This is a genomic window from Chryseobacterium sp. Bi04 (assembly GCF_918698085.1).
In the GTDB taxonomy this organism is placed as follows: Bacteria; Bacteroidota; Bacteroidia; order Flavobacteriales; family Weeksellaceae; genus Chryseobacterium.
In genome coordinates this window covers 52,191-73,237 of record NZ_CAKKLP010000019.1, presented here as the reverse complement: position 1 = coordinate 73,237, position 21,047 = coordinate 52,191, and the positions used below count along the sequence as shown (strand labels likewise).

At 35.8% G+C, this 21,047-nt stretch carries 21 protein-coding genes and 1 pseudogene; 15 read left to right on the top strand and 7 right to left on the bottom strand.

Annotated elements, in window-relative coordinates; all coding sequences use genetic code 11:
• Nucleotides 1–170 precede the first annotated feature (170 nt).
• From LQV47_RS21170 to clpB, 7 genes are all read right to left on the bottom strand, one after another.
• Entirely contained in the window at nt 171–1,190 is a 1,020-nt protein-coding gene (locus LQV47_RS21170) for a zinc metalloprotease (RefSeq protein ID WP_230041109.1), read from the bottom strand.
• A 244-nt stretch (nt 1,191–1,434) separates the two neighbouring features.
• On the bottom strand, nt 1,435–2,076 hold the full coding sequence (locus LQV47_RS21165) for a response regulator transcription factor (protein ID WP_230041108.1): 642 nt from the start codon (nt 2,074–2,076) through the stop codon (nt 1,435–1,437).
• A complete protein-coding gene (locus LQV47_RS21160; RefSeq protein WP_230041113.1) occupies nt 2,073–2,804 on the bottom strand; it encodes a histidine kinase in 732 nt (243 codons plus the stop codon). Before LQV47_RS21160 ends, LQV47_RS21165 begins: the two co-directional genes overlap by 4 nt.
• 32 nt (nt 2,805–2,836) lie before the next feature.
• Complete coding sequence (locus LQV47_RS21155; protein WP_230041107.1) at nt 2,837–3,481, bottom strand: hypothetical protein; 645 nt, start codon at nt 3,479–3,481, stop codon at nt 2,837–2,839.
• Nucleotides 3,482–3,506: 25 nt separating this feature from the next.
• The gene (locus LQV47_RS21150) at nt 3,507–4,025 is read right to left on the bottom strand and encodes a hypothetical protein (protein ID WP_230041106.1); all 519 of its coding nucleotides are present in this window, start codon (nt 4,023–4,025) and stop codon (nt 3,507–3,509) included.
• Between the two features lie 456 nt (nt 4,026–4,481).
• Complete coding sequence (locus tag LQV47_RS21145; RefSeq protein WP_230041105.1) at nt 4,482–5,135, bottom strand: hypothetical protein; 654 nt, start codon at nt 5,133–5,135, stop codon at nt 4,482–4,484.
• A gap of 165 nt (nt 5,136–5,300) precedes the next feature.
• Nucleotides 5,301–7,895 (bottom strand): ATP-dependent chaperone ClpB, encoded by a 2,595-nt coding sequence (gene clpB / locus LQV47_RS21140; protein ID WP_230041104.1) that lies wholly within the window; start codon nt 7,893–7,895, stop codon nt 5,301–5,303.
• A 333-nt stretch (nt 7,896–8,228) separates the two neighbouring features.
• On the opposite strand from clpB, the gene LQV47_RS21135 reads away from it, so the two are divergent.
• The 15 genes and pseudogenes from LQV47_RS21135 (at nt 8,229) to LQV47_RS21065 (ending at nt 20,910) form a co-directional block, all read left to right on the top strand.
• The gene (locus LQV47_RS21135; protein ID WP_230041103.1) at nt 8,229–8,837 is read left to right on the top strand and encodes a TetR/AcrR family transcriptional regulator; all 609 of its coding nucleotides are present in this window, start codon (nt 8,229–8,231) and stop codon (nt 8,835–8,837) included.
• 286 nt (nt 8,838–9,123) lie between these two features.
• Nucleotides 9,124–10,440: an AMP-binding protein gene (locus tag LQV47_RS21130; RefSeq protein WP_230041102.1), complete on the top strand. Its 1,317-nt coding sequence runs from the start codon at nt 9,124–9,126 to the stop codon at nt 10,438–10,440.
• Nucleotides 10,440–11,525 carry a 2Fe-2S iron-sulfur cluster-binding protein gene (locus LQV47_RS21125; RefSeq protein ID WP_230041101.1) on the top strand — a complete coding sequence of 362 codons (1,086 nt, stop codon included), beginning with the start codon at nt 10,440–10,442 and terminating at the stop codon, nt 11,523–11,525. The genes LQV47_RS21130 and LQV47_RS21125 overlap by 1 nt, the downstream gene beginning before the upstream one ends.
• An 88-nt stretch (nt 11,526–11,613) precedes the next feature.
• Nucleotides 11,614–12,552 carry a 1,2-phenylacetyl-CoA epoxidase subunit PaaA gene (gene paaA, locus LQV47_RS21120; protein WP_230041100.1) on the top strand — a complete coding sequence of 313 codons (939 nt, stop codon included), beginning with the start codon at nt 11,614–11,616 and terminating at the stop codon, nt 12,550–12,552.
• A gap of 112 nt (nt 12,553–12,664) precedes the next feature.
• A complete protein-coding gene (gene paaB / locus LQV47_RS21115; RefSeq protein ID WP_123945289.1) occupies nt 12,665–12,946 on the top strand; it encodes a 1,2-phenylacetyl-CoA epoxidase subunit PaaB in 282 nt (93 codons plus the stop codon).
• A 107-nt stretch (nt 12,947–13,053) separates the two neighbouring features.
• The gene (paaC, locus tag LQV47_RS21110; protein ID WP_230041099.1) at nt 13,054–13,803 is read left to right on the top strand and encodes a 1,2-phenylacetyl-CoA epoxidase subunit PaaC; all 750 of its coding nucleotides are present in this window, start codon (nt 13,054–13,056) and stop codon (nt 13,801–13,803) included.
• A gap of 100 nt (nt 13,804–13,903) precedes the next feature.
• Nucleotides 13,904–14,368: a 1,2-phenylacetyl-CoA epoxidase subunit PaaD gene (paaD, locus tag LQV47_RS21105; protein WP_230041098.1), complete on the top strand. Its 465-nt coding sequence runs from the start codon at nt 13,904–13,906 to the stop codon at nt 14,366–14,368.
• A gap of 195 nt (nt 14,369–14,563) precedes the next feature.
• Entirely contained in the window at nt 14,564–15,364 is an 801-nt protein-coding gene (locus tag LQV47_RS21100; protein ID WP_230041097.1) for an enoyl-CoA hydratase-related protein, read from the top strand.
• 36 nt (nt 15,365–15,400) lie between these two features.
• Nucleotides 15,401–15,755: pseudogene (locus LQV47_RS21095) on the top strand (four helix bundle protein).
• A 40-nt stretch (nt 15,756–15,795) separates the two neighbouring features.
• Nucleotides 15,796–16,926 (top strand): 3-hydroxyacyl-CoA dehydrogenase NAD-binding domain-containing protein, encoded by a 1,131-nt coding sequence (locus LQV47_RS21090; protein ID WP_230041096.1) that lies wholly within the window; start codon nt 15,796–15,798, stop codon nt 16,924–16,926.
• On the top strand, nt 16,838–17,311 hold the full coding sequence (locus LQV47_RS21085) for a hypothetical protein (protein WP_230041114.1): 474 nt from the start codon (nt 16,838–16,840) through the stop codon (nt 17,309–17,311). The genes LQV47_RS21090 and LQV47_RS21085 overlap by 89 nt, the downstream gene beginning before the upstream one ends.
• Nucleotide 17,312: 1 nt before the next feature.
• A complete protein-coding gene (locus tag LQV47_RS21080; RefSeq protein ID WP_230041095.1) occupies nt 17,313–17,726 on the top strand; it encodes a hotdog fold thioesterase in 414 nt (137 codons plus the stop codon).
• 109 nt (nt 17,727–17,835) lie between these two features.
• The gene (gene pcaF, locus LQV47_RS21075) at nt 17,836–19,041 is read left to right on the top strand and encodes a 3-oxoadipyl-CoA thiolase (protein WP_230041094.1); all 1,206 of its coding nucleotides are present in this window, start codon (nt 17,836–17,838) and stop codon (nt 19,039–19,041) included.
• Between the two features lie 194 nt (nt 19,042–19,235).
• Nucleotides 19,236–19,829 (top strand): transferase hexapeptide repeat family protein, encoded by a 594-nt coding sequence (locus LQV47_RS21070; RefSeq protein WP_230041093.1) that lies wholly within the window; start codon nt 19,236–19,238, stop codon nt 19,827–19,829.
• A gap of 253 nt (nt 19,830–20,082) precedes the next feature.
• Entirely contained in the window at nt 20,083–20,910 is an 828-nt protein-coding gene (locus tag LQV47_RS21065) for an alpha/beta hydrolase-fold protein (protein ID WP_230041092.1), read from the top strand.
• Nucleotides 20,911–21,047 lie beyond the last annotated feature (137 nt).

Genomic DNA, 21,047 nt, shown 5'->3' with positions numbered 1-21,047 from the left:
ATATTACATTTTATCGATTGGTTAAGATGTTTTTTTTGATTTCTAAAGCAGTCAATCCTGATAAGAGTTGTAAGCTCTTTTGATGTTGTAATTATAGTATGCGAAAATAAAAATCCATCCCAATATGAAGGATGGATTTATAATATTAAATAAAACTGCAATCAGATTTGTTATAAAACTCTTAGCCCGGATCTTGGTCCTGATGCTGCAACCGCAGACTGCATTCTTGTTTTTTGTCCGGTGGAGAACATAAACATAGCAGCGTCATCTACGTAATCCATGTAATTCATAAACATTACAGATCTTTTTACTCCGCCACAAGTATTATAAAGTGGGTAGCTTGGTTTTCCATCATTGAATCCGGTTTGAGTTGGAGTGTCGGCAACAAGATCATTTCCACAGCTGGCATCTCCCCAGATGTGTATAAGTCCTAAATAGTGCCCTACTTCATGAGTGGCTGTTCTTCCCAGGTTGAAATTAGCAGTTGCTCCTGTTTTTCCAAAATATGGAGCTGCAATTACTACACCATCATTCCATAATCCTGCGGATTCAGGAAAAGTAGCATATCCAAGAGTCTGATATAGACCATCTGGCATACTGCTTACCACCCAGATATTAAAATAATTGGTAGGATTGGTAGCATCTATTCCTCCAGTAGAGACTTTTTTCATCGTGTGGTTGTCTACATCAGTGGGAGTCCATGATGTTTTAGTTGTTACTTTTCTTACGGTATTTACCAGTTTAAATTTTACTTTTACATCGCCAGCTTTTACCCCTTGGAATTCTGTAGGTATTTTAGAGGCATCTGTATTTGTACCACTATAATCAGCATTTAAAACAGCGATTTGTTCTGCAATTCTTGCGTCTGAAACATTTTCAGTAGCAGTTCTGTATAATACATTCACTACTACAGGAATTTCAACGGTTCCATCAGCGAGGACCTTTCCAAATTTTATATCGTTGGCAAATCTTTCAGCAGAGGCTTCAATCTCTGTTGCCCTTTGTCTCAATGCAGGATCCTTCTGCAGGGCTGCTTCTCTGAGTTCTACAGAAGGACAGCTTCTTTTTAATGCGGTTGTAGAAGGAGAATTTGCCTGATCTGTAGGCTCTTCACCTTGGTTTGAAATGTTGTCGCTGTTACAAGCTGACATGAAGCTTAGTACAATAGCTCCAAATAATAATTTTTTCATATCGTCTTTTTGTTTGAGGATGTGAAATTATATTATTTGAAATTGATATGCAAATTATTTAACGGTTTGTTTGATAAATAGTTATTTAATCTATATTTTAATTGTTTATTTGGTATTTAATTTGAATTTTTATTGAATTTTAATCAATCCGATGAATTGCATTTTTATATTTCACAATACGGTGTAATTTTGGTGCAAATAATTGTAAATATTGTTTATTTAAACGAAATATTTTTATTCTGTGTCAACTGCCAAAACCATTTTTAATGGCAAAAACGGCAAGTCCTACCCGGGTTTTTAAATCCAGTTTTTCACAAAGCTGATCCCGGTAGCTTTCTACTGTCCTTGGACTGCAACACATTCTGTCTGCAATTTCCTTATAACTGAGCTCGGTAACAGTGTATTTCAGGAATTCTTTTTCCCTTTCGCTAATTTTTACCGTGATTTCAGATTCTTTATCTTTATTGAGGGTTGAGAATATAATTTTTGAGGCCCATTCAGGATAGAAAAATCCATCAGAATTTAATCTTGTCAATGCTGTTTCCAGATCTTTTGGGTGTGTATTTTTTAGCAGATAACCTTTAGCCCCATTTTTAATCATTTTAATGACGCTATTGTCATCACCCTGCATGCTGAGGGCCATTATCTTGATATCTGGATGGTTTTTCGAGAGCCAGGCTGCCGTTTCAAAACCATTCATAATAGGCATACTGATATCTAATAGGATGATATCCGGAATTTTGTTACCCTCTTCAAATTTCTGAATCAGATCTTTTCCATTTTCACACACGTAGATCACCTCAAACTCATTAAAATTACCAATAATACCCTCCAGAGCTTTGGCAATAAGTATATGGTCATCAACAATTACAATTGTTTTTTTCATGATTGCTTTTTTAAAATAATATGAAGATAAGTTCCTGTATTTTTCTGGCTTTCAAAATGAAAATCTGCACCAATGATTTTAGCCCTGTTTTTCATATTGGTAAGGCCAATCCCATTATACGCTGTCTGGCTGGTATCAAATCCAGCACCGTCATCATTAATAGAAAGTTCCCAAAGGATATTTTCGGAAGTATTTAAAGTAATAAAAATATTCTTACAGCCCGAATGTTTTATGCTGTTTTGAATAAACTCCTGGATAATTCTCAGAACTACGTTTTTATGAACAAAACTCAAATCGAGCTGATCAAAGCTGCATTCAAAACTTACGGTACACCTTTTAAAAGAATTGGTAATATCTACCTCTTCCTGAATGAGTGTTTTAATTTCTTTTTGGTTGATATTATCGTCCGTTAATGTTTTTGAAAGACTGCGTAGATCCTGTAAAGACTGGTTGATAATCTGTGAGACCTGTTCAATTCTTTCACTGGCTTCCGGAACTTTGTTCTCGTAAAGCATTTGCTGGGTATAGAGACTTACCAACGTCAGCTTTTGGCCAATATTGTCATGAAGTTCCCTTCCAATCTGCTGCATTGTTGCCTGCTGGATTTCCAGCTGGGTTGCCAGAAGCTCCTTTTGGTGGATTTCATTTTTTATTTCAATTTCAGTCAGATATTCTTTCTTGCGCTGCCTGTAATTTCTGATATAGATAGCCACTGCAACGATAAACATCACAAAAAATATATTAAATAAAATAATGACAATTAAGAGTTCTGTTTTCCCCATATAAATGAACTTGCAAATAAAATATACATCACTACACCTGAGATCAGAAAATAACTAAAATAAATATTCCAGATTTCCATATAATTAATCAAAACGGAGAAAAGAGCCATGAACGGTAATGTTCCGATATAGGAAAGGGTTACTCCAAGATTAATATAAAACATCCTATTTTTGCTAAAATTGAGAATTTCCTGTGAATTAATTTGTTTATAATATTCCATCACTACAAGAAGCATTAAAACAAGGCAGCCAAAGGTGTAATTAAAGGCAAATACTATTTTACTTCCCGAAAAGTATAATTCATTGGGGATAAATGAAAGCAGGTATAGGAGTGATAAAACAAAAAATAATTTAGGCTTTCTTAAAGACTTTGCTGCGTATAACCAGTAAAAAAATATAAACTGGATAGGCATCAAAAAGTAATTATAATAGTGGGATTTGGAAAAATAAGGGAATTTTCCCCATCTACCATAAGCTTCTCCAAGAAAAATAAAAACCAAATAGAAAATGAAGAAAATCCAATACTGGTTCTTTACACGATTATAATACAAAAGCGATACAACCGCAGCAAGTCCTTCGGCCCAAAGCATAGTTTTGCTTACAAATTCTTGGAAATCGGTCATATTCTATAAAATCATCAATTAAGTATTAAAAATATTCAGCTATTGGATTGGATGGAGGAATAAGTTGTCCGTTATTTTCTCCAATAGGATCTTCCTCTTTACCTCCCTTTTTTGCAATTAATGTTAAATTGATAGAATGGTCTAAGGTATTGAAATCATAATGGTGGATTTCTCCTTCTTCATCTGTTTTTTTTACCGTAGGGATCATCACCAGGGTATGTCTTCCTGCATAATCTTCCGATACAGGGTGAGATTCCATAATCTTCCAGTTTTCCAGCTTTGGATAAGCGGCATAATAAAATCTGATTCCTAAATCTTCCTCAGTTACATCGGGAGTCTTTTTCATGGCTTCTTCTTCTATCATCGCAATGAACTTTTTTAATTTAGGAAGATCAAACCAGATGGAATGGGCATCTTGTATACCCAGCGTATTATTAATTGCGCTCAAATGATTCTGACGGTAATTATCAATTAAAGTTTTAATCAAATCATTGGGCATTCTGCCGGATTTTGGTCCGTGTTCATTAGTAGATTCTGCTTCCATAACTTAGTATTTATAAAAAATGTTAGTGTATCTGCAAATTTCGGAAAAAATATGGTAGAAAGAATAGTAATAAATTGGGGATTATACTGTTATTTTTACCGTGTTTTTACGGGTTGCACGTGAATTCAACTATACGTAAATAAATACCGAGCCATCATAATGACAAAAAAAACCGGAGGCAATCTCCGGCTTAGATTTTATATGCATGGATATTTTGTCCGGTCCTTGCAAACCAGTCCTGCTGTGCAGCATAGGCCCGTTGGGCAATTCCAGAACTCGTCACACATAATTATTGAGGAAAGAACTCCACCGTCAATTTTCTTTAATTCATCTCTTTTTAATTTTTTCATGTTGATTTTGTTTTAGTTAGATTAGTGATGCAAATGTAATGATAATTCACATTGTTTGGATAAAAATCATTGAAAAGATAACCTGCTTATTTTTAAGTGTAAAATATCAGGGAGATTTAAGTTCCTGTTTTCCTTTTATCAGCGAAATTGAAAACAGGATGTACATGATAATGAGAGAAATTTGAAAATAAGAATAATAAATATTCCAGATTTCTTTATACTGCTTTATTTGAGCAAAAAAAGTCCAGAAAGGCAAGGTTCCGATATAGAATAAAGTAACCCCCAGATTGATGTAAAACATTCTGTTTTTGCTGAAATTGACAATCTCAGAAGAATTTACCTGATTATAGTACTCCATAATCACAAGGATCATTAATATAAGACAGCCCAGTGTGTAATTTATGGAAAAGATTTCCTTATTGGTATCAAGAAAAATCTCATTTGGGATAAATGACAGCAGGTATATAAAAGTTACAATGTAAAAAAGTCTGGGCCTTCCGAAAGCTTTCGCAGCATACAGCCAATAAAAGAATATAAACTCCAGCGGTATCACAAAATAATTATAAAATTTTGGACTGTCATATTCTATAAAACGCGGACTGTATTTTCCGAACACCTCGCATAGGAATATAATGATCAGGTATAGGCAAAAATATTTCCAATACTGCTGTTTTTCACGATGATAACAGAGTAGTGCAATGAGTGCTGTAGCTCCTTCTACCCAAAGGATGCTTTCATAAAGTAGTTGGGGGATTGTCATTTGTTAAATGAAATATTTTTACAGATTTAAGATATTTTATTTAAATTAATAATATGTTTTTTGGATATGATGAAATTTTATCCCAAAAGTAGGATAAAAAAATAAGTGCTGCAGAAAATTCTACAGCACTTACTTACAAAATAATGTATATGAAAAAAAACTACTTTATTGTTCGGCAGGTCTGAAAACAAGACCTGTTTCTTCAAAGAAATCCAATGTGATTCTATCTCCGTCATTTACATTTCCGGCAAGGATCTCTTTAGATAATTTATTCAGTACATCCTGTTGGATAACTCTTTTTAAAGGTCTTGCTCCGAATGCAGGATCGTAACCTTTCTCCATCAGATAATCTACAGCATCCTGAGTGAAAGTCATGATAATGTTCCGTTTTGCTAACATATCATTGAATCCTCTCAGCTGATACTGAACGATTTTTCCGATTTCTTTTTTTCTTAAAGGCTGGAACAGTACGATCTCATCAATTCTGTTCAGGAATTCCGGACGCAGACTTTGTTTCAATAAATCAAAGACCTCGTCTTTTGTTTTAGCTACAATTTCGTCCTGATTTTCCTCTGTGATATTTTCAAAATTCTCCTGGATCAGATGGGAACCTAAATTCGAAGTCATAATGATAATTGAGTTTTTGAAATTTACAACTCTACCTTTATTATCAGTCAGTCTTCCGTCATCCAACACCTGTAATAATGTGTTGAAAACATCAGGATGGGCTTTTTCAATTTCGTCTAAAAGGACTACTGAATAAGGTCTTCTTCTCACGGCTTCCGTCAATTGACCACCTTCATCATATCCGATATATCCCGGAGGCGCACCCACGAGTCTTGAAACACTGTGACGCTCCTGATATTCACTCATATCAATTCTCGTCATATTGTTCTCATCATCGAATAAGAATTCCGCCAATGCTTTTGCCAGCTCAGTCTTACCAACACCTGTGGTTCCCAAGAATAAGAAGGATCCGATAGGTTTTTTCTCATCGCTCAATCCGGCTCTGTTTCTTCTGATAGCATCTGCTACAGCCTGTATCGCTTCATCCTGTCCTACAACTCTATGGTGAAGCTCAGCTTCAAGATTCAATAATTTTGCTCTTTCCGACTGTAATAGCTTGGTGACAGGAATACCCGTCCATTTACCAATAACTTCAGAAATATTCTCGGCAGTAACCTCTTCTTTGATCAGCTCATTCTGATGGTTCTGCATTTCAAGTTCAACCTTTTGCAGTTGTTCCTCTTTTTCACGGAGTTTTCCATATTGTATTTCCGCTACTTTGGCATAATCACCGGCTCTGGATGCTCTTTCCGCTTCTAATTTTAAAGATTCAATCTCCTTTTTGATCTGCGTTAAATCTTCACTTTTCTGTTTTTCTTTCAGCCATTTGGCATTAATTTCATTTCTCTGTTCAGAAATTTTAGCAATATCTTCTTTTAAGTGGTTGATTTTGGTTTCATTACCCTCTCTTGAGATGGCTGCCAATTCAATTTCCATCTGCATTAATTTTCTATCCAGTACATCCAGTTCTTCCGGTTTTGAATTGATCTCCATTCTCAATTTAGCAGAAGCCTCATCAATGAGGTCAATTGCTTTATCCGGTAAGAATCTGTCTGAAATATACCTCTGAGACATTTCCACAGCAGCAATAATTGCTTCATCTTTGATTCTTACCTTGTGGTGCGCCTCATATTTATCTTTAATACCCCTAAGAATGGAAATTGCAGATTCTGTATCCGGTTCTTCTACCATTACCTTCTGGAAACGTCTTTCCAACGCTTTATCCTTCTCAAAATATTTCTGATATTCATTTAAGGTAGTGGCTCCGATAGCTCTCAATTCTCCTCTTGCCAAAGCCGGTTTCAGGATATTGGCAGCATCCATTGCACCTTCGCCACCTCCGGCACCTACCAATGTGTGGATCTCATCGATGAAAAGGATGATCTGTCCGTCAGATTTGCTTACTTCATTCACTACAGATTTCAGACGCTCTTCAAATTCACCTTTATATTTTGCTCCAGCGATTAAAGCTCCCATATCCAATGAAAACAACGTCTTATCCATTAGATTTTCAGGGACGTCCCCACTGATAATTCTGTGAGCAATTCCTTCAGCAATGGCTGTTTTACCAACTCCCGGTTCTCCGATAAGGATCGGGTTGTTTTTTGTTCTTCTGGAAAGGATCTGTAAAACCCTTCTGATTTCTTCATCACGTCCGATCACAGGGTCCAGCTTTCCTTCAGCTGCTAATTCATTAAAGTTTTTGGCATATTTATTTAATGATTGATAAGTTTCTTCTGAACTTGCAGAAGTAGCTTTGCTTCCTTTTCTTAATTCTTTAATACCTCCCTCCAGTAATTTTTTGGTAACGCCCATATCCTTAAGCATTTTGGATACCTCAGAGCTTGTCTCCAAAAGGGATAGCCATAAATGTTCAATCGTTACATATTCATCGTCCATTTTCTTAGCGATGTTGGGTGCATCCAGCAATACTTTATTGGCAGACTGGGAAAGATAAATATTCCCTCCCTGTACTTTTGGAAGTTTTTCTAAATTTTCACGGTTGCGCTCTCTTACCAGATTGGCATCTGCTTCAGATTTTTTTAATAAGAAAGGCGATATATTTTCATCTACCTGAAAGATCCCTTCAAGTATATGTTGAGGTTCGATACTTTGATTACCCAATTCAAGAGCTACTTGCTGAGCTGCCTGAATGGCTTCCTGTGATTTTACAGTATATTGGTTTAAGTTCATATTTTATATATTTTGGTTGTTTTAAATTGGAGTTCTAAAAAACATCAAGAAACCAAATTTTAAGGCTTGGCTTCTTAATGCCATCAATTATTTAATCATTTATTCGATGACTGTATCACAAAAATCGTTCAATTATTAAATTTATAAAAAAATAGGACAAAATTTCCGAAATCAGCATTTTTAACGTAAAATTAACTTGACAAAATTTCCGATTCTTAATAATTTTCTTTAAAATGATGAACAATACGTCATACCAGGAGTGAAATATCTTTGGCCGTCAATGGAGAAATGAGCTAATTTACCCGATGCTGTGTTAAATTCCAGCGTATTATTTTGAGAATAACTACTTTTGCATTTTACCAGATGGAGCTTAAAGAAAAACAAAGAAGAATATTAAACGTAGCTGTAGAACTTTTCAAGGAGAAAGGATATATGGGCAGTTCAGTACGAGATCTGGCTACAAAACTCAATATTAAGGCCGCATCCCTGTATGCGCATATCCGTTCGAAAGAAGAAATTTTGGAATGGATATGCTTTGGCATTGCACAGGATTTTTTCGATGAGCTTCAGGAAGTAAAAAACACCAATATTCCTCCCAGAGAAAAACTGAACCTATTTCTGGATAAACATTTATCGGTAGTCCTGGAGAACCGGGATGTAACCCATATTTATTCCAACGAATGGAGACACCTGGAAGAAAGACTTTCTGAATTTGTGGAACTAAGGAGAAACTATCAGCAGGAAGTGGAGGAACTTATTTCTGAAATTTACCAGGCCGAAAACTGGGATTTAAAATCACCTTCATTTACCACAAGATTTATTCTTCATACCCTAAACAATTCTTATTTCTGGTTCAAAAGGAACAGTGATTCTACTGATGAAATTATTGATGAAATCAGAGAGAAGATACTTTTTGGGCTATTAGGGAACCAGAAACAATAATGGCCTTATTACACTTATTTTATAAATAGGTTCACACTCCATTGCGTTTGTTCTGAATGTCAATTTCCATTAAAGTAAATTATTGTTTTTTTTCAAAAACTTAAACGTACTATTAATAATCCTATTGTACTTTCCTTAGCCTTAATATCAAAACTTACGGTTTAAATAAGGGGAATCATTAGTACATCCTTATTTAGAATCATTCAAAATATGATAAAAATCATAAAAATTTTGTCAGCTTGCAAAATCTTTTTAAATTTATGCCTAACAAATGTTAGTTAGTTTTATGGGTTTTTCAGTTGAATATCTGGAGCTGGGTCAGTTGAGACAGCTTCAATCCGACCGGTTAACAGGTTTAATTGGTTATCTTGAGGAGAAGTCAGAGTTTTATAAAAGAAAATTCGATGAATTAAAAATATCTCCACAGGATATAAGGACAATAGAAGATATCACGAAACTTCCCATTACTTACAAACAGGATTTAAGAGATCATTACCCTTTTGGATTGTTTACTGTTCCCAAAAATGAGCTGCAGAGAATTCATTGTTCAAGCGGAACTACAGGGAAACCAACTGTGGTAGGATATACCAAAGAGGATGTGGATCTTTTCAGTGAGGTAGTGGCGAGATCCCTGTATGCTGCAGGTGCCAGACCAGGGATGCAGTTACATAATGCATACGGATATGGGATTTTTACAGGGGGGCTTGGTCTCCATTACGGAGCGGAAAAGTTGGGAATGAGTGTTCTTCCCATTTCAGGAGGAATGACAGCCAGACAGGTAGATTTGATTATGGATTTTAAGCCAGAGGTGATCTGCTGTTCACCATCTTATGCACTGACTATTGCTGATGAATTTGCCAACAGAGGAATTTCAGCCGATGAAATCAGTCTTCAATATGCGGTGTTGGGTTCAGAGCCCTGGACGGAGATTATCAGAGGACATATTGAAGAAAGGTTAGGGGTTCATGCCACGAATATCTATGGCTTAAGTGAAATTATAGGACCGGGAGTTTCAATGGAAGATTTCGAAGAAAAAGGAGGTTCTTATATTTGGGAAGATCATTTTTATCCTGAAATTTTAGATCCGGTAACCAAGCAGCCGGTTCCATTCGGAGAAGAAGGCGTATTGGTGATTACGACTCTAACGAAGAAAGCGATGCCCCTTTTACGGTACTGGACCAATGATATTACAAGTCTTTATTATGATGAAAATGCCAAAAGAACAATGGTGAAAATGAAACCTATTGTTGGCCGGGCAGATGACATGCTGATTGTAAGAGGGGTAAATGTTTATCCAAGCCAGATTGAAGATGCATTTTCATATGTAAAAGGTGTTGTTCCCAATTATTATCTGACTCCGATTGAAAAGGAGCATATGTGTGTAGCACTGGATATCGATATAGAAATTGATGATGACCTTGTAAAAGATCAAAGAATAGAAGCCAATACCGATGAATATTTTAAATTTGTCGGGATTTTTGGAAAAAATATAGAAAACGAAATAAAAAAACGGGTAGGGATTACTACAAAAGTAAAAGTTCATACCCAGGATAGCTTACCGAAATGTGAAGGTGGGAAAATTAATAGAATACTAAAAAAATAATGAATTCATTTTATAAACTTAAAACAGTTAGAGTTCAGAAAGATACTCCGGAAGCCGTAAATGTGGCTGTGGAAATTCCTGAAGAACTGAAAGACAAGTTCAGGTTCAAACAGGGGCAGTACCTTAATTTCCGAATGATGATTAACGGAAACGAAGAAAGACGTTCTTATTCTATCTGTAATGCTCCAAGTGAAAAAAGCAATACGCTGGAAGTTTTGGTGAAATTATTAGAAGGCGGAAAAGTATCAGGATACTTCAACGAACATCTTCATATGGATGAAATGCTGGAAGTAATGCCTCCGATGGGTGGTTTTAATACTTCTTATCATCCTACCAATGTGAAAACTTATGTAGGTCTTGCAGCGGGAAGCGGTATCACTCCTGTTTTGTCCAATATTAAAGAAAGCCTTTATCAGGAACCCAATAGTAATGCGTATCTGTTTTACAGTAACAGAAGCATGAATCATATTTTGAGAAAAGGGGAAATAGATAGATTGGTAGAGCATTTCAATGGAAGACTTAAGGTGGTTTACCTGGTAAGCCGGGAGAAACATGAAGATCCTGTTTTTGAAGGAAGAATTTCTGCCGAAAAATTAGAACAGTTATTTGAAAGATACACGGATATTGATGTAAAAGAATCCACTTATTTTATTTGTGGACCCTCAGAAATGATCAAGGGGATCGCCGATTATCTTAAAAAGGATAAAAAAGTTCCTGCTATCCAGGTTTTATTTGAATACTTCACAGCTCCTGACGAAGAAAATACGGAGGAGATGAGTGACGAATTCAAGGCTATTGCCAATATTGAAAGTATGGTAACGGTAATTATCGATGATGATGAATATTCGTTCCACTTAAATTCTAAAAAAGAGAGTATCTTAGATAAAGCATTGAAAGACAATCTTCCTGTACCTTTTGCTTGCAAAGGAGGAGTTTGTTGTACGTGTAAAGCGGAGGTTTTGGAAGGAGAAGTTTTCATGGAGAAAAACTACGCGCTTACCGAAGACGAAGTAGCCAGAGGCTATGTTCTTACCTGTCAATGTCACCCGACAACGAATGTGGTGATGCTTAATTATGATGTTTAAAAAAATTAATGTAACAATATAACAATTGACCAGTGTACCAATCATTGGTACATTGCTAGACTGATACATTGCTAAATTGAAAAAAATTATGGACTTAGAAAAATTTGTTCAATACGTTCACGACGAAAATAAAGTAGAACCCAAAGATGTAATGCCCGATGATTACAGGAAGTTATTGGTTCGTCAGATTTCACAGCATGCCCATTCTGAGATTGTTGGAATGTTACCGGAAGCCAACTGGATTTCCAGAGCACCTTCATTGAGGCGAAAAATGGCCCTTTTGGCTAAAGTTCAGGATGAAGCGGGACACGGTTTATACCTGTATTCTGCCACTGAAACATTAGGAAACGGAACGATCAGGGCTGATAGGGACGCCACTTATGAAGATATGTTGGAAGGGAAAGCAAAATACTCAAGTATTTTTAATTATCCTACATTGAGCTGGGCAGATATTGGAGCTATCGGCTGGCTGGTAGACGGTGCAGCCATCATGAATCAGGTAATGCTGATGGGAAATTCTTATGGTCCCTATTCAAGAGCGATGGTGAAGATCTGTAAAGAAGAATCTTTTCACCAAAGACAGGGGTATGAAATCTTAATGGCCCTTTGCCGTGGTACCAAACAGCAGAAAGAAATGGCCCAGGCTTCGTTAAACCGTTTCTGGTGGCCGGCTTTAATGATGTTCGGACCTAATGATGACAGTTCACCCAACTCTAAAATTTCTATGAATTACAGAGTAAAACGTGAAAGTAATGACAGTCTTCGTCAGAGATTTATTGACGTTACTGTTTCTCAGGCTGAATTCTTAGGATTAACGATTCCTGATAAAGATCTGAAATGGAATGAGGAAAGACAGCATTATGATTTCGGAGAACTTCCCTGGGGTGAATTTATGGAAATCTTAAAAGGTAATGGCCCTTGCAACAGAAAGAGGCTGGATACCAAAGTAAAAGCTCAGCAGGAAAACCTTTGGGTAAAAGAAGCAGCTGCAGCTTTCGCAAAAAAACAACAAAAAGAAGTAATATAATAATGTAACAATATACCAATGTAAAAATGTAACAATCAATTGTCATTCTGAGTAAAACGAAGATTCATATTGGTAAACTGGTACATTGATACATTGTTAAATTAATTTGACTATGGCAAATTTAGATATGTGGGAAGTGTTTATTCAGACTAAACCGGGATTATCTCACAAACATGTTGGAATAGTACAGGCACCAACAGCAGAAATGGCCTTGCAGAATGCAAGAGATGTGTATACCAGAAGAAAAGAAGGAACTTCTGTTTGGGTAGTTCCAAGCAAATATATCATCACTTCTGAAGGAGTAGATAAAGAAGCTTTCTTCGATCCGGCTGACGACAAATTATACCGTCACCCGACTTTTTATGACATTCCTAATGATGTAAAGAATATGTAATTAAGAATAAGACTTGGAGATAATAGACAAAGAGATAAAAGACATTAAAGTTTACCTATCTATCATCTATCCGTCTATCATCTATTAGTCTTTAAATCTAAAACAAAATGAACCCATTATATAATTATTTATTAAAACTGGCAGACGACAGTTTCATCATGGGGCAGAGATTGTCTGCGTGGTGTGGTGAAGGTCCTTATTTGGAGGAAGATATTGCATTGACAAACATTGCATTGGATGAGCTGGGTCAGGCCAATAACTTTTATGTTTACGCATCAAAAGTGATTGATAACGGTAAAAGTGAAGATGATCTGGCATTTTTAAGATATGAGCATGAATATCTAAATGCCCACTGGACTGAGCTTCCTAATGAAGATTATGCCCAGACCATTCTTAAAGTTTACGTTTTTGCAGTATATCAAAAACTAATGTATGAGGCCCTGTCTCATTCTGCGGATGAAGAGCTTTCTGCAATTGCTCAGAAATCTTTGAAAGAAGTAAGATACCACTATACCCACGCTGCTTCCTGGATGAAAATTTTTGCTCAGGGAACAGAAGAAAGTAAAACCCGTTTGGAAAAAGCGATTGGAAATATTTGGGAATATTCAAAAGGATTATTTGCAAAAGTAGAAGGGGAGGAGGATTTAGTTATTTTAAATATTGTTCCCAATGTTGATGTGCTTTATGAGAATTTTCTTTCCATTACACAAAAAGATTTTGCAGAATATGGTTTAGAATATCCTGCGAATCCTTTCATGCAGCCAAAATCAAGAACAGGATATCATACAGAATATTTCGGGTATATTCTTTGTGAACTTCAGTATATGCAGCGTGCATATCCGGGATGTACGTGGTAAAAAAACAATGAGGCAATTTGAAAATGAGTTAATTTGGAAATGAGCTGTTCGTACCTTTCATTTTTTAGATTTTCAAATGATCTAATGCTCAAAATTAATAATGAACGATTTATTAAGCTTATTAAAAACAATCCCCGATCCGGAAATTCCGGTCATTGATATTGTGGAATTAGGAATTGTGCGGGAGGCCAGCATTACAGGTGAAAATACCTGTGAAGTGACGATCACGCCTACTTATTCTGCCTGCCCTGCAATGTTTACCATTGAAGAGGATATCATTAAAATGATGAAGGAAAACGGCTGGGATGCGAAGGTGGTTACCAAAATGTTTCCGATATGGACAACAGACTGGATAACGGATGAAGCGAGAGAAAAACTCCGTGTTTACGGAATTACACCTCCTGAAAAAGGGGCAGATGAACATCATATTGGGAAGCCGAAAAAATGTCCGCGTTGTGGTTCTGAACATACCAAACAGATCAGCAGATTCGGGTCTACCCTGTGTAAGGCTTCTTACCAGTGTTTAGACTGTCTTGAACCTTTTGATTATTTTAAATGCCATTAATTAATGAATCAATTTAGCAATCAATATACCCATAAAATGCTTTGTGCATCATAGTTTATAAGGTGTGATCAGTTTTATCAGAACTATTTTATTTGTTGCATTGTTAAACTGTTAGATTGTTACGTTATAGTAGATTGTTAGGTTAATTTATATTGTTAAATTAGAGCATTGTTAAATAATAAATAAAAAAAAACTATGTATACACAACTTGATATTGAAACGCATTTTGACGGGAAGCTTAAAATCGCATATCTTAATCAACCTGAAACGATGAATGCCCTTACAAAACCTTCTCTGTCGGATTTGAAAGATTTCATTAAAGAATGTAATGAAGATGACACGGTAAGATGTGTAGCGATCTCAGGTAGAGGAAGAGCGTTCTGCTCAGGTCAAAATTTAGATGATGCCTTTGTACAGGGTAATGAACACCATGATAACGACATCATCAGAAAAATTGTAGTAGATTACTATAATCCTTTAGTTACAGAAATTACACATTGCAAAAAACCTGTGGTGGCATTGGTAAATGGACCTGCAGTAGGAGCCGGAGCAATGCTGGCCCTAATTTGTGACTTTGTGTTAGCAGTTGATAAATCATATTTTGCTCAGGCATTTTCCAATATCGGATTGATTCCTGATACGGGAGGAACTTATTTCTTACCGAAGCTTTTAGGTAGACAATTGGCTAATTATTTAGCTTTTACAGGTAAAAAACTATCTGCTGAAGAATCTAAATCATACGGTCTTGTTGCTGAGGTTTTCAATGAAGAAGAATTTGCTCCAAAATCTATGGAAATTCTTGAGAAAATGTCAAATATGCCAACGGCAGCGCTTAAGCTTACCAAAAAAGCTTTTGCTCAGTCTTACCATAATACCTTAAAAGAACAATTGGAGTTAGAGGGAGATTTACAGCAGGAAGCTGCAGAAACAGAAGACTTCATCGAAGGGGTAAATGCCTTTTTACAGAAAAGAAAACCTAATTATAAAGGAAAATAAATCAATTTGAAAATGGGTTAATTTGAGAATTTGAAAATGAGAAATGACAAAGAAAATATTATAGTAAATAAAACTTTTGATTTTACATTGAACATTATTGAATTTTCAGAAAAACTGTATAAGGTTAATAAATTTCCACTTGCGAATCAGATTTTTAAATCAGGAACTTCAATCGGAGCTAATGTAAGAGAAGCTCAAAATGCAGAAAGCAGGGCCGATTTTATTCATAAAGTAAAAATTGCAGCTAAAGAAAGCTGATGAAACAGAATATTGGTTATCATTGTGTTTGCAATCAGAATATTTGTGTTCACCTGATGAGAAGTTATTTAAAGATTTAAGAGAAATTATATTAATTCTGTCTAAAATTATTTCTACATCAAAATTTAAATAATTTTCAAATTAACTCATTTTCAAATTTTCAAATTAAAACTATGAATATTGGAATTATTGGGGCAGGAACTATGGGCGTAGGAATAGCTCAGGTAGCTGCCACAGCAGGATGCAAAGTTGTTTTATTCGACGCTAATGCTCCACAAATAGACAAAGCACTTTCAGGCTTAGGAAAAACACTTCAGAAACTGGTTGAAAAAGGCAAAATTTCTCAGGAAAAAGCCTCTGAAATCAGAAACAACATCGTAAAAGGAGAAGTCCTTCAGGATTTAAAAGATTCAAATCTGGTTATTGAAGCGATTATTGAAAACAAAGATATTAAGACCAAGGTTTTTACAGAGCTTGAAAATTATGTTTCAGAAGACTGTATCATCGGTTCCAATACCTCATCCATTTCCATCACTTCCCTCGGGGCAGAGCTCAAGAAACCGGAGCGTTTCATCGGAATTCACTTTTTCAATCCTGCTCCATTGATGCCTTTAGTGGAAGTTATTCCTTCTTTATTAACAGAACAAACGTTAGCTGAAAAAATATATAACCTCATGAAAGTATGGGGCAAAATACCTGTTATCGCCAAAGATATTCCGGGGTTCATTGTGAACAGAATTGCCCGTCCCTATTATGGGGAAGGGTTAAGAATTGTTGAAGAAAATATAGCCACACCGGAACAGGTAGATGAGGCAATGAAAACATTGGGTAACTTCAAAATGGGGCCTTTTGAACTCATGGATCTTATTGGTATTGATGTCAATTTTTCAGTAACGACAACGGTTTACAAAGATTATTTCTATGATCCAAAGTATAAGCCTTCTTTACTTCAGCAAAGAATGTCTGAAGCTAAGCTCCATGGCCGGAAAACAGGAAAAGGATTCTATGATTATAGTGAGGGTGCACAAAAACCGGTTGCTCAAAAAGATGAGGCATTGTATGAGCAGATTTTCTTAAGAATTATTTCAATGTTGATCAATGAAGCTGTTGAAGCTAAAAGATTAGGTGTTGCCAATGATGATGATCTTGAACTAGCGATGCAGAAAGGAGTTAATTATCCAAAAGGACTGTTAAGCTGGGGTAAAGAAATCGGATATGCAAAAGTTTCGGAAACCCTACAGAACCTTTACGAAGAATATCGGGAAGAAAGGTACAGACAGAGCCCTTTGCTTCGTAAAATATAAAGAAATACGGCCATGTATCCGTTGTATAATAACAGCAACTGGTGCATTGCTCAATTATGATAGTGAAGAATTAATGAATATAGATGAATTCAGAGCCGAATTGGGAGTGAGGCTTTCAATAGAGAAAGATTATTTGATTCAGGAGGCTGCTTCTATTGAAGATCAGGAAAGGCTTGAATTATTGGGAAAGTTTAATGAGAAATATAAAGAGCTGATCAAAAGATTGGCCAATGAAAACGGAATTGATTTAAGTGCTTCTTATCCAACTGAAAATTCATCAGGTTCATCAAATCTCTCCTATGAGCAAATCATTCTGGGTAAAACGATGAGTGTTTACGATAGATTATCGGATGAATTATATGAAGAAATAACAAACGTACAGTAAAATGAATCCAAGACAGGTAGCAGATTATATGTTCAATCAGGATTATTTTTCCCAGTGGATGAATATCAAAATGATTGAAGTAAAAGAAAATTATTGTTTAATAGAAATGCCCATTAAGAAAGATATGATCAATGGGCTTAAAACAGTTCATGGTGGGGTTACATTTGCTTTTGCAGATTCAGCACTGGCATTTTCATCCAATAATACAGGGGATGCTGCTGTAGCTTTGAATTGTATTATCAACTTTACCAAAGCCGGAAAAGAAGGCGATGTTTTCAGAGCAGAAAGTATCTTGGTGAATGATACCAGAAAAACAGCTGTTTATGATATTCAGATTACCAATCAAAATCAGGAGCTGATAGCAAAATTTGTAGGAACAGTTTACAAAATCGGAAAAAAAGTAACAGAATTATAAAGAATTTGAAAATTTGAAGATGAGGTAATTTGAAAATTATCGAACACCTTTAATTTTACTTCCCTTAAATTTTCAAATTCTCAAATTGACTCATTTTCAAATTAAAAATATGAACAACGTATACATCATAGACTATGTCAGAACTCCTATTTCAAAACTGCAGGGAGGATTATCAGAAGTAAGAGCAGATGATTTGGCTGCTATTGTTATCAAAGAAGTGGTGGCAAGGAATCCTGACGTTCCCGTACATGAAATTGAAGATGTGATTTTCGGATGTGCCAATCAGGCAGGGGAAGATAACAGAAATGTGGCAAGAATGGGGCTTTTATTGGCTGGTCTTCCTTATAAAATTGGAGGTGAAACGGTAAACAGACTTTGTGCTTCCGGGATGTCGGCTGTAGCGAATGCTTTTCGTTCCATTGCTGCAGGAGAAGGTGAAATTTATATTGCAGGTGGAGTAGAGCATATGACGCGTTCTCCGTATGTAATGTCAAAACCAAGTGCGGCGTTTGGCAGAGACAGTCAGCTATTTGATACTACTTTCGGATGGCGTTTTGTGAACCCGAAAATGAAAGAAATGTATGGCGTTGATGGGATGGGAGAAACTGCAGAAAATTTAGCAGATATGCATCAGATCAGCAGAGAAGATCAGGATAAATTTGCTCTTTGGTCTCAGCAGAAAGCTACCAAAGCACAGGAAAATGGAAGACTGGCAGAAGAAATTGTAAAAGTAGAAATCCCTCAGAGAAAAGGTGATCCTGTCATTTTTGAAAAAGATGAATTCATTAAACCTGCATCATCCATGGAAGGTCTGGGGAAACTTCGTCCGGCTTTCAGGAAAGAAGGAACGGTAACAGCCGGAAATGCATCGGGAATGAATGATGGAGCTGCTGCACTTATTTTAGCAAGTGAAGAAGCCGTTAAAAAATATGGATTAAAACCAAAAGCAAAAATATTAGGATCTTCCGTAGCAGGCGTTGAACCAAGAATTATGGGAATAGGACCGGTAGAAGCTACTCAGAAACTATTGAAAAGACTGAATCTTTCACTGGAAGATATGGATATTATTGAACTCAATGAAGCATTTGCTGCACAGGCCCTGGCGGTAACAAGAAGCTTAGGTTTAAAAGATGACGATGCAAGAATAAACCCGAACGGAGGTGCTATTGCCATTGGCCACCCACTGGGAGTTTCTGGAGCAAGAATTGTGGGTTCTGCGGCTATAGAATTACAGAAGCAGGATAAAAAATATGCATTGTGCACCCTTTGTATTGGTGTTGGACAAGGCTATGCAATGATCATTGAAAAAGTATAATCAATTTGAAAATGGGATAATCTGAGAATGTGAAAATGTTTATTGGAAGATACTCCGTAAAGAGCAGCTGCTTTGTAGGACTTTGGACAGTATAGTCAAAAGACAAACATCGAAAAACAGAAACATTATTTAATTGATTTTCAAATTATCTCATTTTCAAATTATCTCATTTTCAAATTTTCAAATTAATAAATATGAATATCTACTCATACCATGGTATCCGTCCCATTATAAAACCCTCTGCTTACATTCATCCGCAAGCAGTCATTATCGGGAATGTAGAAATAGGTGAAGAAGTCTATATTGGGCCCAATGCGGTAATTCGCGGCGACTGGGGGAAAATTATCATTAAGGATGGGGCTAATGTACAGGAAAACTGTACGCTTCATGTTTTCCCAAATATAGAAACCATCTTAGAAGAATCTGCACATATCGGTCATGGGGCAATTATTCATTCCGGACATATCGGGAAGAATTGTTTAATAGGAATGAATTCTGTAATAATGGATAAAGCTTATATCGGTGACGAAAGTATTGTCGGTGCTTTAGCTTTTGTTCCTGCTAATTTCAGATGCGAACCGAGAAAATTAATTGTAGGAAGCCCCGCAAAAATCATCCGTGATGTTTCTGATGAAATGATCCACTGGAAAACAGAAGGTACAAAATTATACCAGGAATTGGCCAGAGAAGGGAAAGAAGCGATTTTACCTTGCGAGCCCTTTACAGAATACGTACAGCAGATCCCAACAAAAATTGTTGATTACAGCATTTGGGATGATGTAAAATAATTGTCTAAACCTTATAGGTTTTTAAAACTTATAAGGTTTGAATTCAGTAAAATAAAACACAAAATGAGAAATAAATGGTTAATAATACAGAAAGTTTTGAATGAGGGTATATCTATCATATATATTCCCACGCTAATGGAAAAGATTTGATTTTCCGTGAAGATGAAAATTATCAGTTTTCTAATGTGGAATATGATTGTATGGATTTAGAATAAAAATTTCTAAGAATAAACGAGAAGACAAAAATTAAATTATGATTAAAAAAGCTTTTATTATCTGCAGTATACTGCTTGCTGCCAATTTTACGGTATTAGCGCAAACTGCAACAGTAAAACCGCTTACGGTGGGAGAGGTAAGGACCATTAAATCTAAAACTCTGAATGAAGAAAGAACTCTAAATATCTACCTGCCTCAAGGTTTTGATAAAGCTAAGTCATATCCGGTGATCTATTTGTTGGACGGAAGTATGAATGAAGACTTTATCCATGTTTCAGGATTAGTGCAGTTCTTTAATCAAATGTACTCGATGCCGGAAACAATTGTAGTAGGAATTGCTAATGTTGACAGAAAAAGAGATTTCACATTTCATACAGATTTAAAGGATTTGCAGAAAGATTATCCTACCACAGGGCATTCTGATAAGTTTATAACGTTCCTTGAAAAAGAATTAAAGCCTTACATTGAAAGCCAGTTTAAAACGACGGAGAAGTATCTGTTCGGACAATCTCTAGGTGGGCTGTTAGCAACAGAAATTCTTTTGAAAAAACCGGAAATGTTTAACAATTATTTTATCATTAGTCCAAGTTTATGGTGGGATGATGAAAGTTTACTAAAACAGGCACCTCAATTACTTGCAAAGTCTCCCGATACTAAGAAATTTGTTTATGTTTCTGTGGGAAAAGGAGAACATCCTGTCATGATTAAAGATGCAGAAACGTTCTATGATATTCTTAAAAAATCAAATAAGAAAAACTGGACATTAGAGTATAAAATGATGGAAACGGATAATCATGCAACCATTCTTCACAGAAGTTTGTATGAAGGATTAGTGAAACTGTTTCCATATCAGGAACAGAAGTAAATTAGTTTCAATTGATCAAAATTCTAAAAAATAATGGCTTTTAGTATTGATATTTTAATCATATATGTACGGACTCAAACCTTATAGGTTTTTAAAACCTATAAGGTTTCAACAGAAGCAAAAAATAAAGTAAAAAT

What these genes read in the sequence shown, in the direction of transcription:
- LQV47_RS21160 (WP_230041113.1), bottom strand. Translation starts at nt 2,804, where the DNA reads ATGTTTATCGTTGCAGTGGCTATCTATATCAGAAATTACAGGCAGCGC.
- pcaF (WP_230041094.1), top strand. Translation starts at nt 17,836, where the DNA reads ATGAACAACGTATACATCATAGACTATGTCAGAACTCCTATTTCAAAA.
- LQV47_RS21170 (WP_230041109.1), bottom strand. Translation starts at nt 1,190, where the DNA reads ATGAAAAAATTATTATTTGGAGCTATTGTACTAAGCTTCATGTCAGCT.
- LQV47_RS21165 (WP_230041108.1), bottom strand. Translation starts at nt 2,076, where the DNA reads ATGAAAAAAACAATTGTAATTGTTGATGACCATATACTTATTGCCAAA.
- clpB (WP_230041104.1), bottom strand. Translation starts at nt 7,895, where the DNA reads ATGAACTTAAACCAATATACTGTAAAATCACAGGAAGCCATTCAGGCA.
- LQV47_RS21155 (WP_230041107.1), bottom strand. Translation starts at nt 3,481, where the DNA reads ATGACCGATTTCCAAGAATTTGTAAGCAAAACTATGCTTTGGGCCGAA.
- paaB (WP_123945289.1), top strand. Translation starts at nt 12,665, where the DNA reads ATGGCAAATTTAGATATGTGGGAAGTGTTTATTCAGACTAAACCGGGA.
- paaC (WP_230041099.1), top strand. Translation starts at nt 13,054, where the DNA reads ATGAACCCATTATATAATTATTTATTAAAACTGGCAGACGACAGTTTC.
- LQV47_RS21130 (WP_230041102.1), top strand. Translation starts at nt 9,124, where the DNA reads ATGGGTTTTTCAGTTGAATATCTGGAGCTGGGTCAGTTGAGACAGCTT.
- LQV47_RS21145 (WP_230041105.1), bottom strand. Translation starts at nt 5,135, where the DNA reads ATGACAATCCCCCAACTACTTTATGAAAGCATCCTTTGGGTAGAAGGA.
- LQV47_RS21100 (WP_230041097.1), top strand. Translation starts at nt 14,564, where the DNA reads ATGTATACACAACTTGATATTGAAACGCATTTTGACGGGAAGCTTAAA.
- LQV47_RS21070 (WP_230041093.1), top strand. Translation starts at nt 19,236, where the DNA reads ATGAATATCTACTCATACCATGGTATCCGTCCCATTATAAAACCCTCT.
- LQV47_RS21125 (WP_230041101.1), top strand. Translation starts at nt 10,440, where the DNA reads ATGAATTCATTTTATAAACTTAAAACAGTTAGAGTTCAGAAAGATACT.
- LQV47_RS21150 (WP_230041106.1), bottom strand. Translation starts at nt 4,025, where the DNA reads ATGGAAGCAGAATCTACTAATGAACACGGACCAAAATCCGGCAGAATG.
- LQV47_RS21080 (WP_230041095.1), top strand. Translation starts at nt 17,313, where the DNA reads ATGAATCCAAGACAGGTAGCAGATTATATGTTCAATCAGGATTATTTT.
- LQV47_RS21065 (WP_230041092.1), top strand. Translation starts at nt 20,083, where the DNA reads ATGATTAAAAAAGCTTTTATTATCTGCAGTATACTGCTTGCTGCCAAT.
- paaA (WP_230041100.1), top strand. Translation starts at nt 11,614, where the DNA reads ATGGACTTAGAAAAATTTGTTCAATACGTTCACGACGAAAATAAAGTA.
- LQV47_RS21090 (WP_230041096.1), top strand. Translation starts at nt 15,796, where the DNA reads ATGAATATTGGAATTATTGGGGCAGGAACTATGGGCGTAGGAATAGCT.
- paaD (WP_230041098.1), top strand. Translation starts at nt 13,904, where the DNA reads ATGAACGATTTATTAAGCTTATTAAAAACAATCCCCGATCCGGAAATT.
- LQV47_RS21085 (WP_230041114.1), top strand. Translation starts at nt 16,838, where the DNA reads ATGCAAAAGTTTCGGAAACCCTACAGAACCTTTACGAAGAATATCGGG.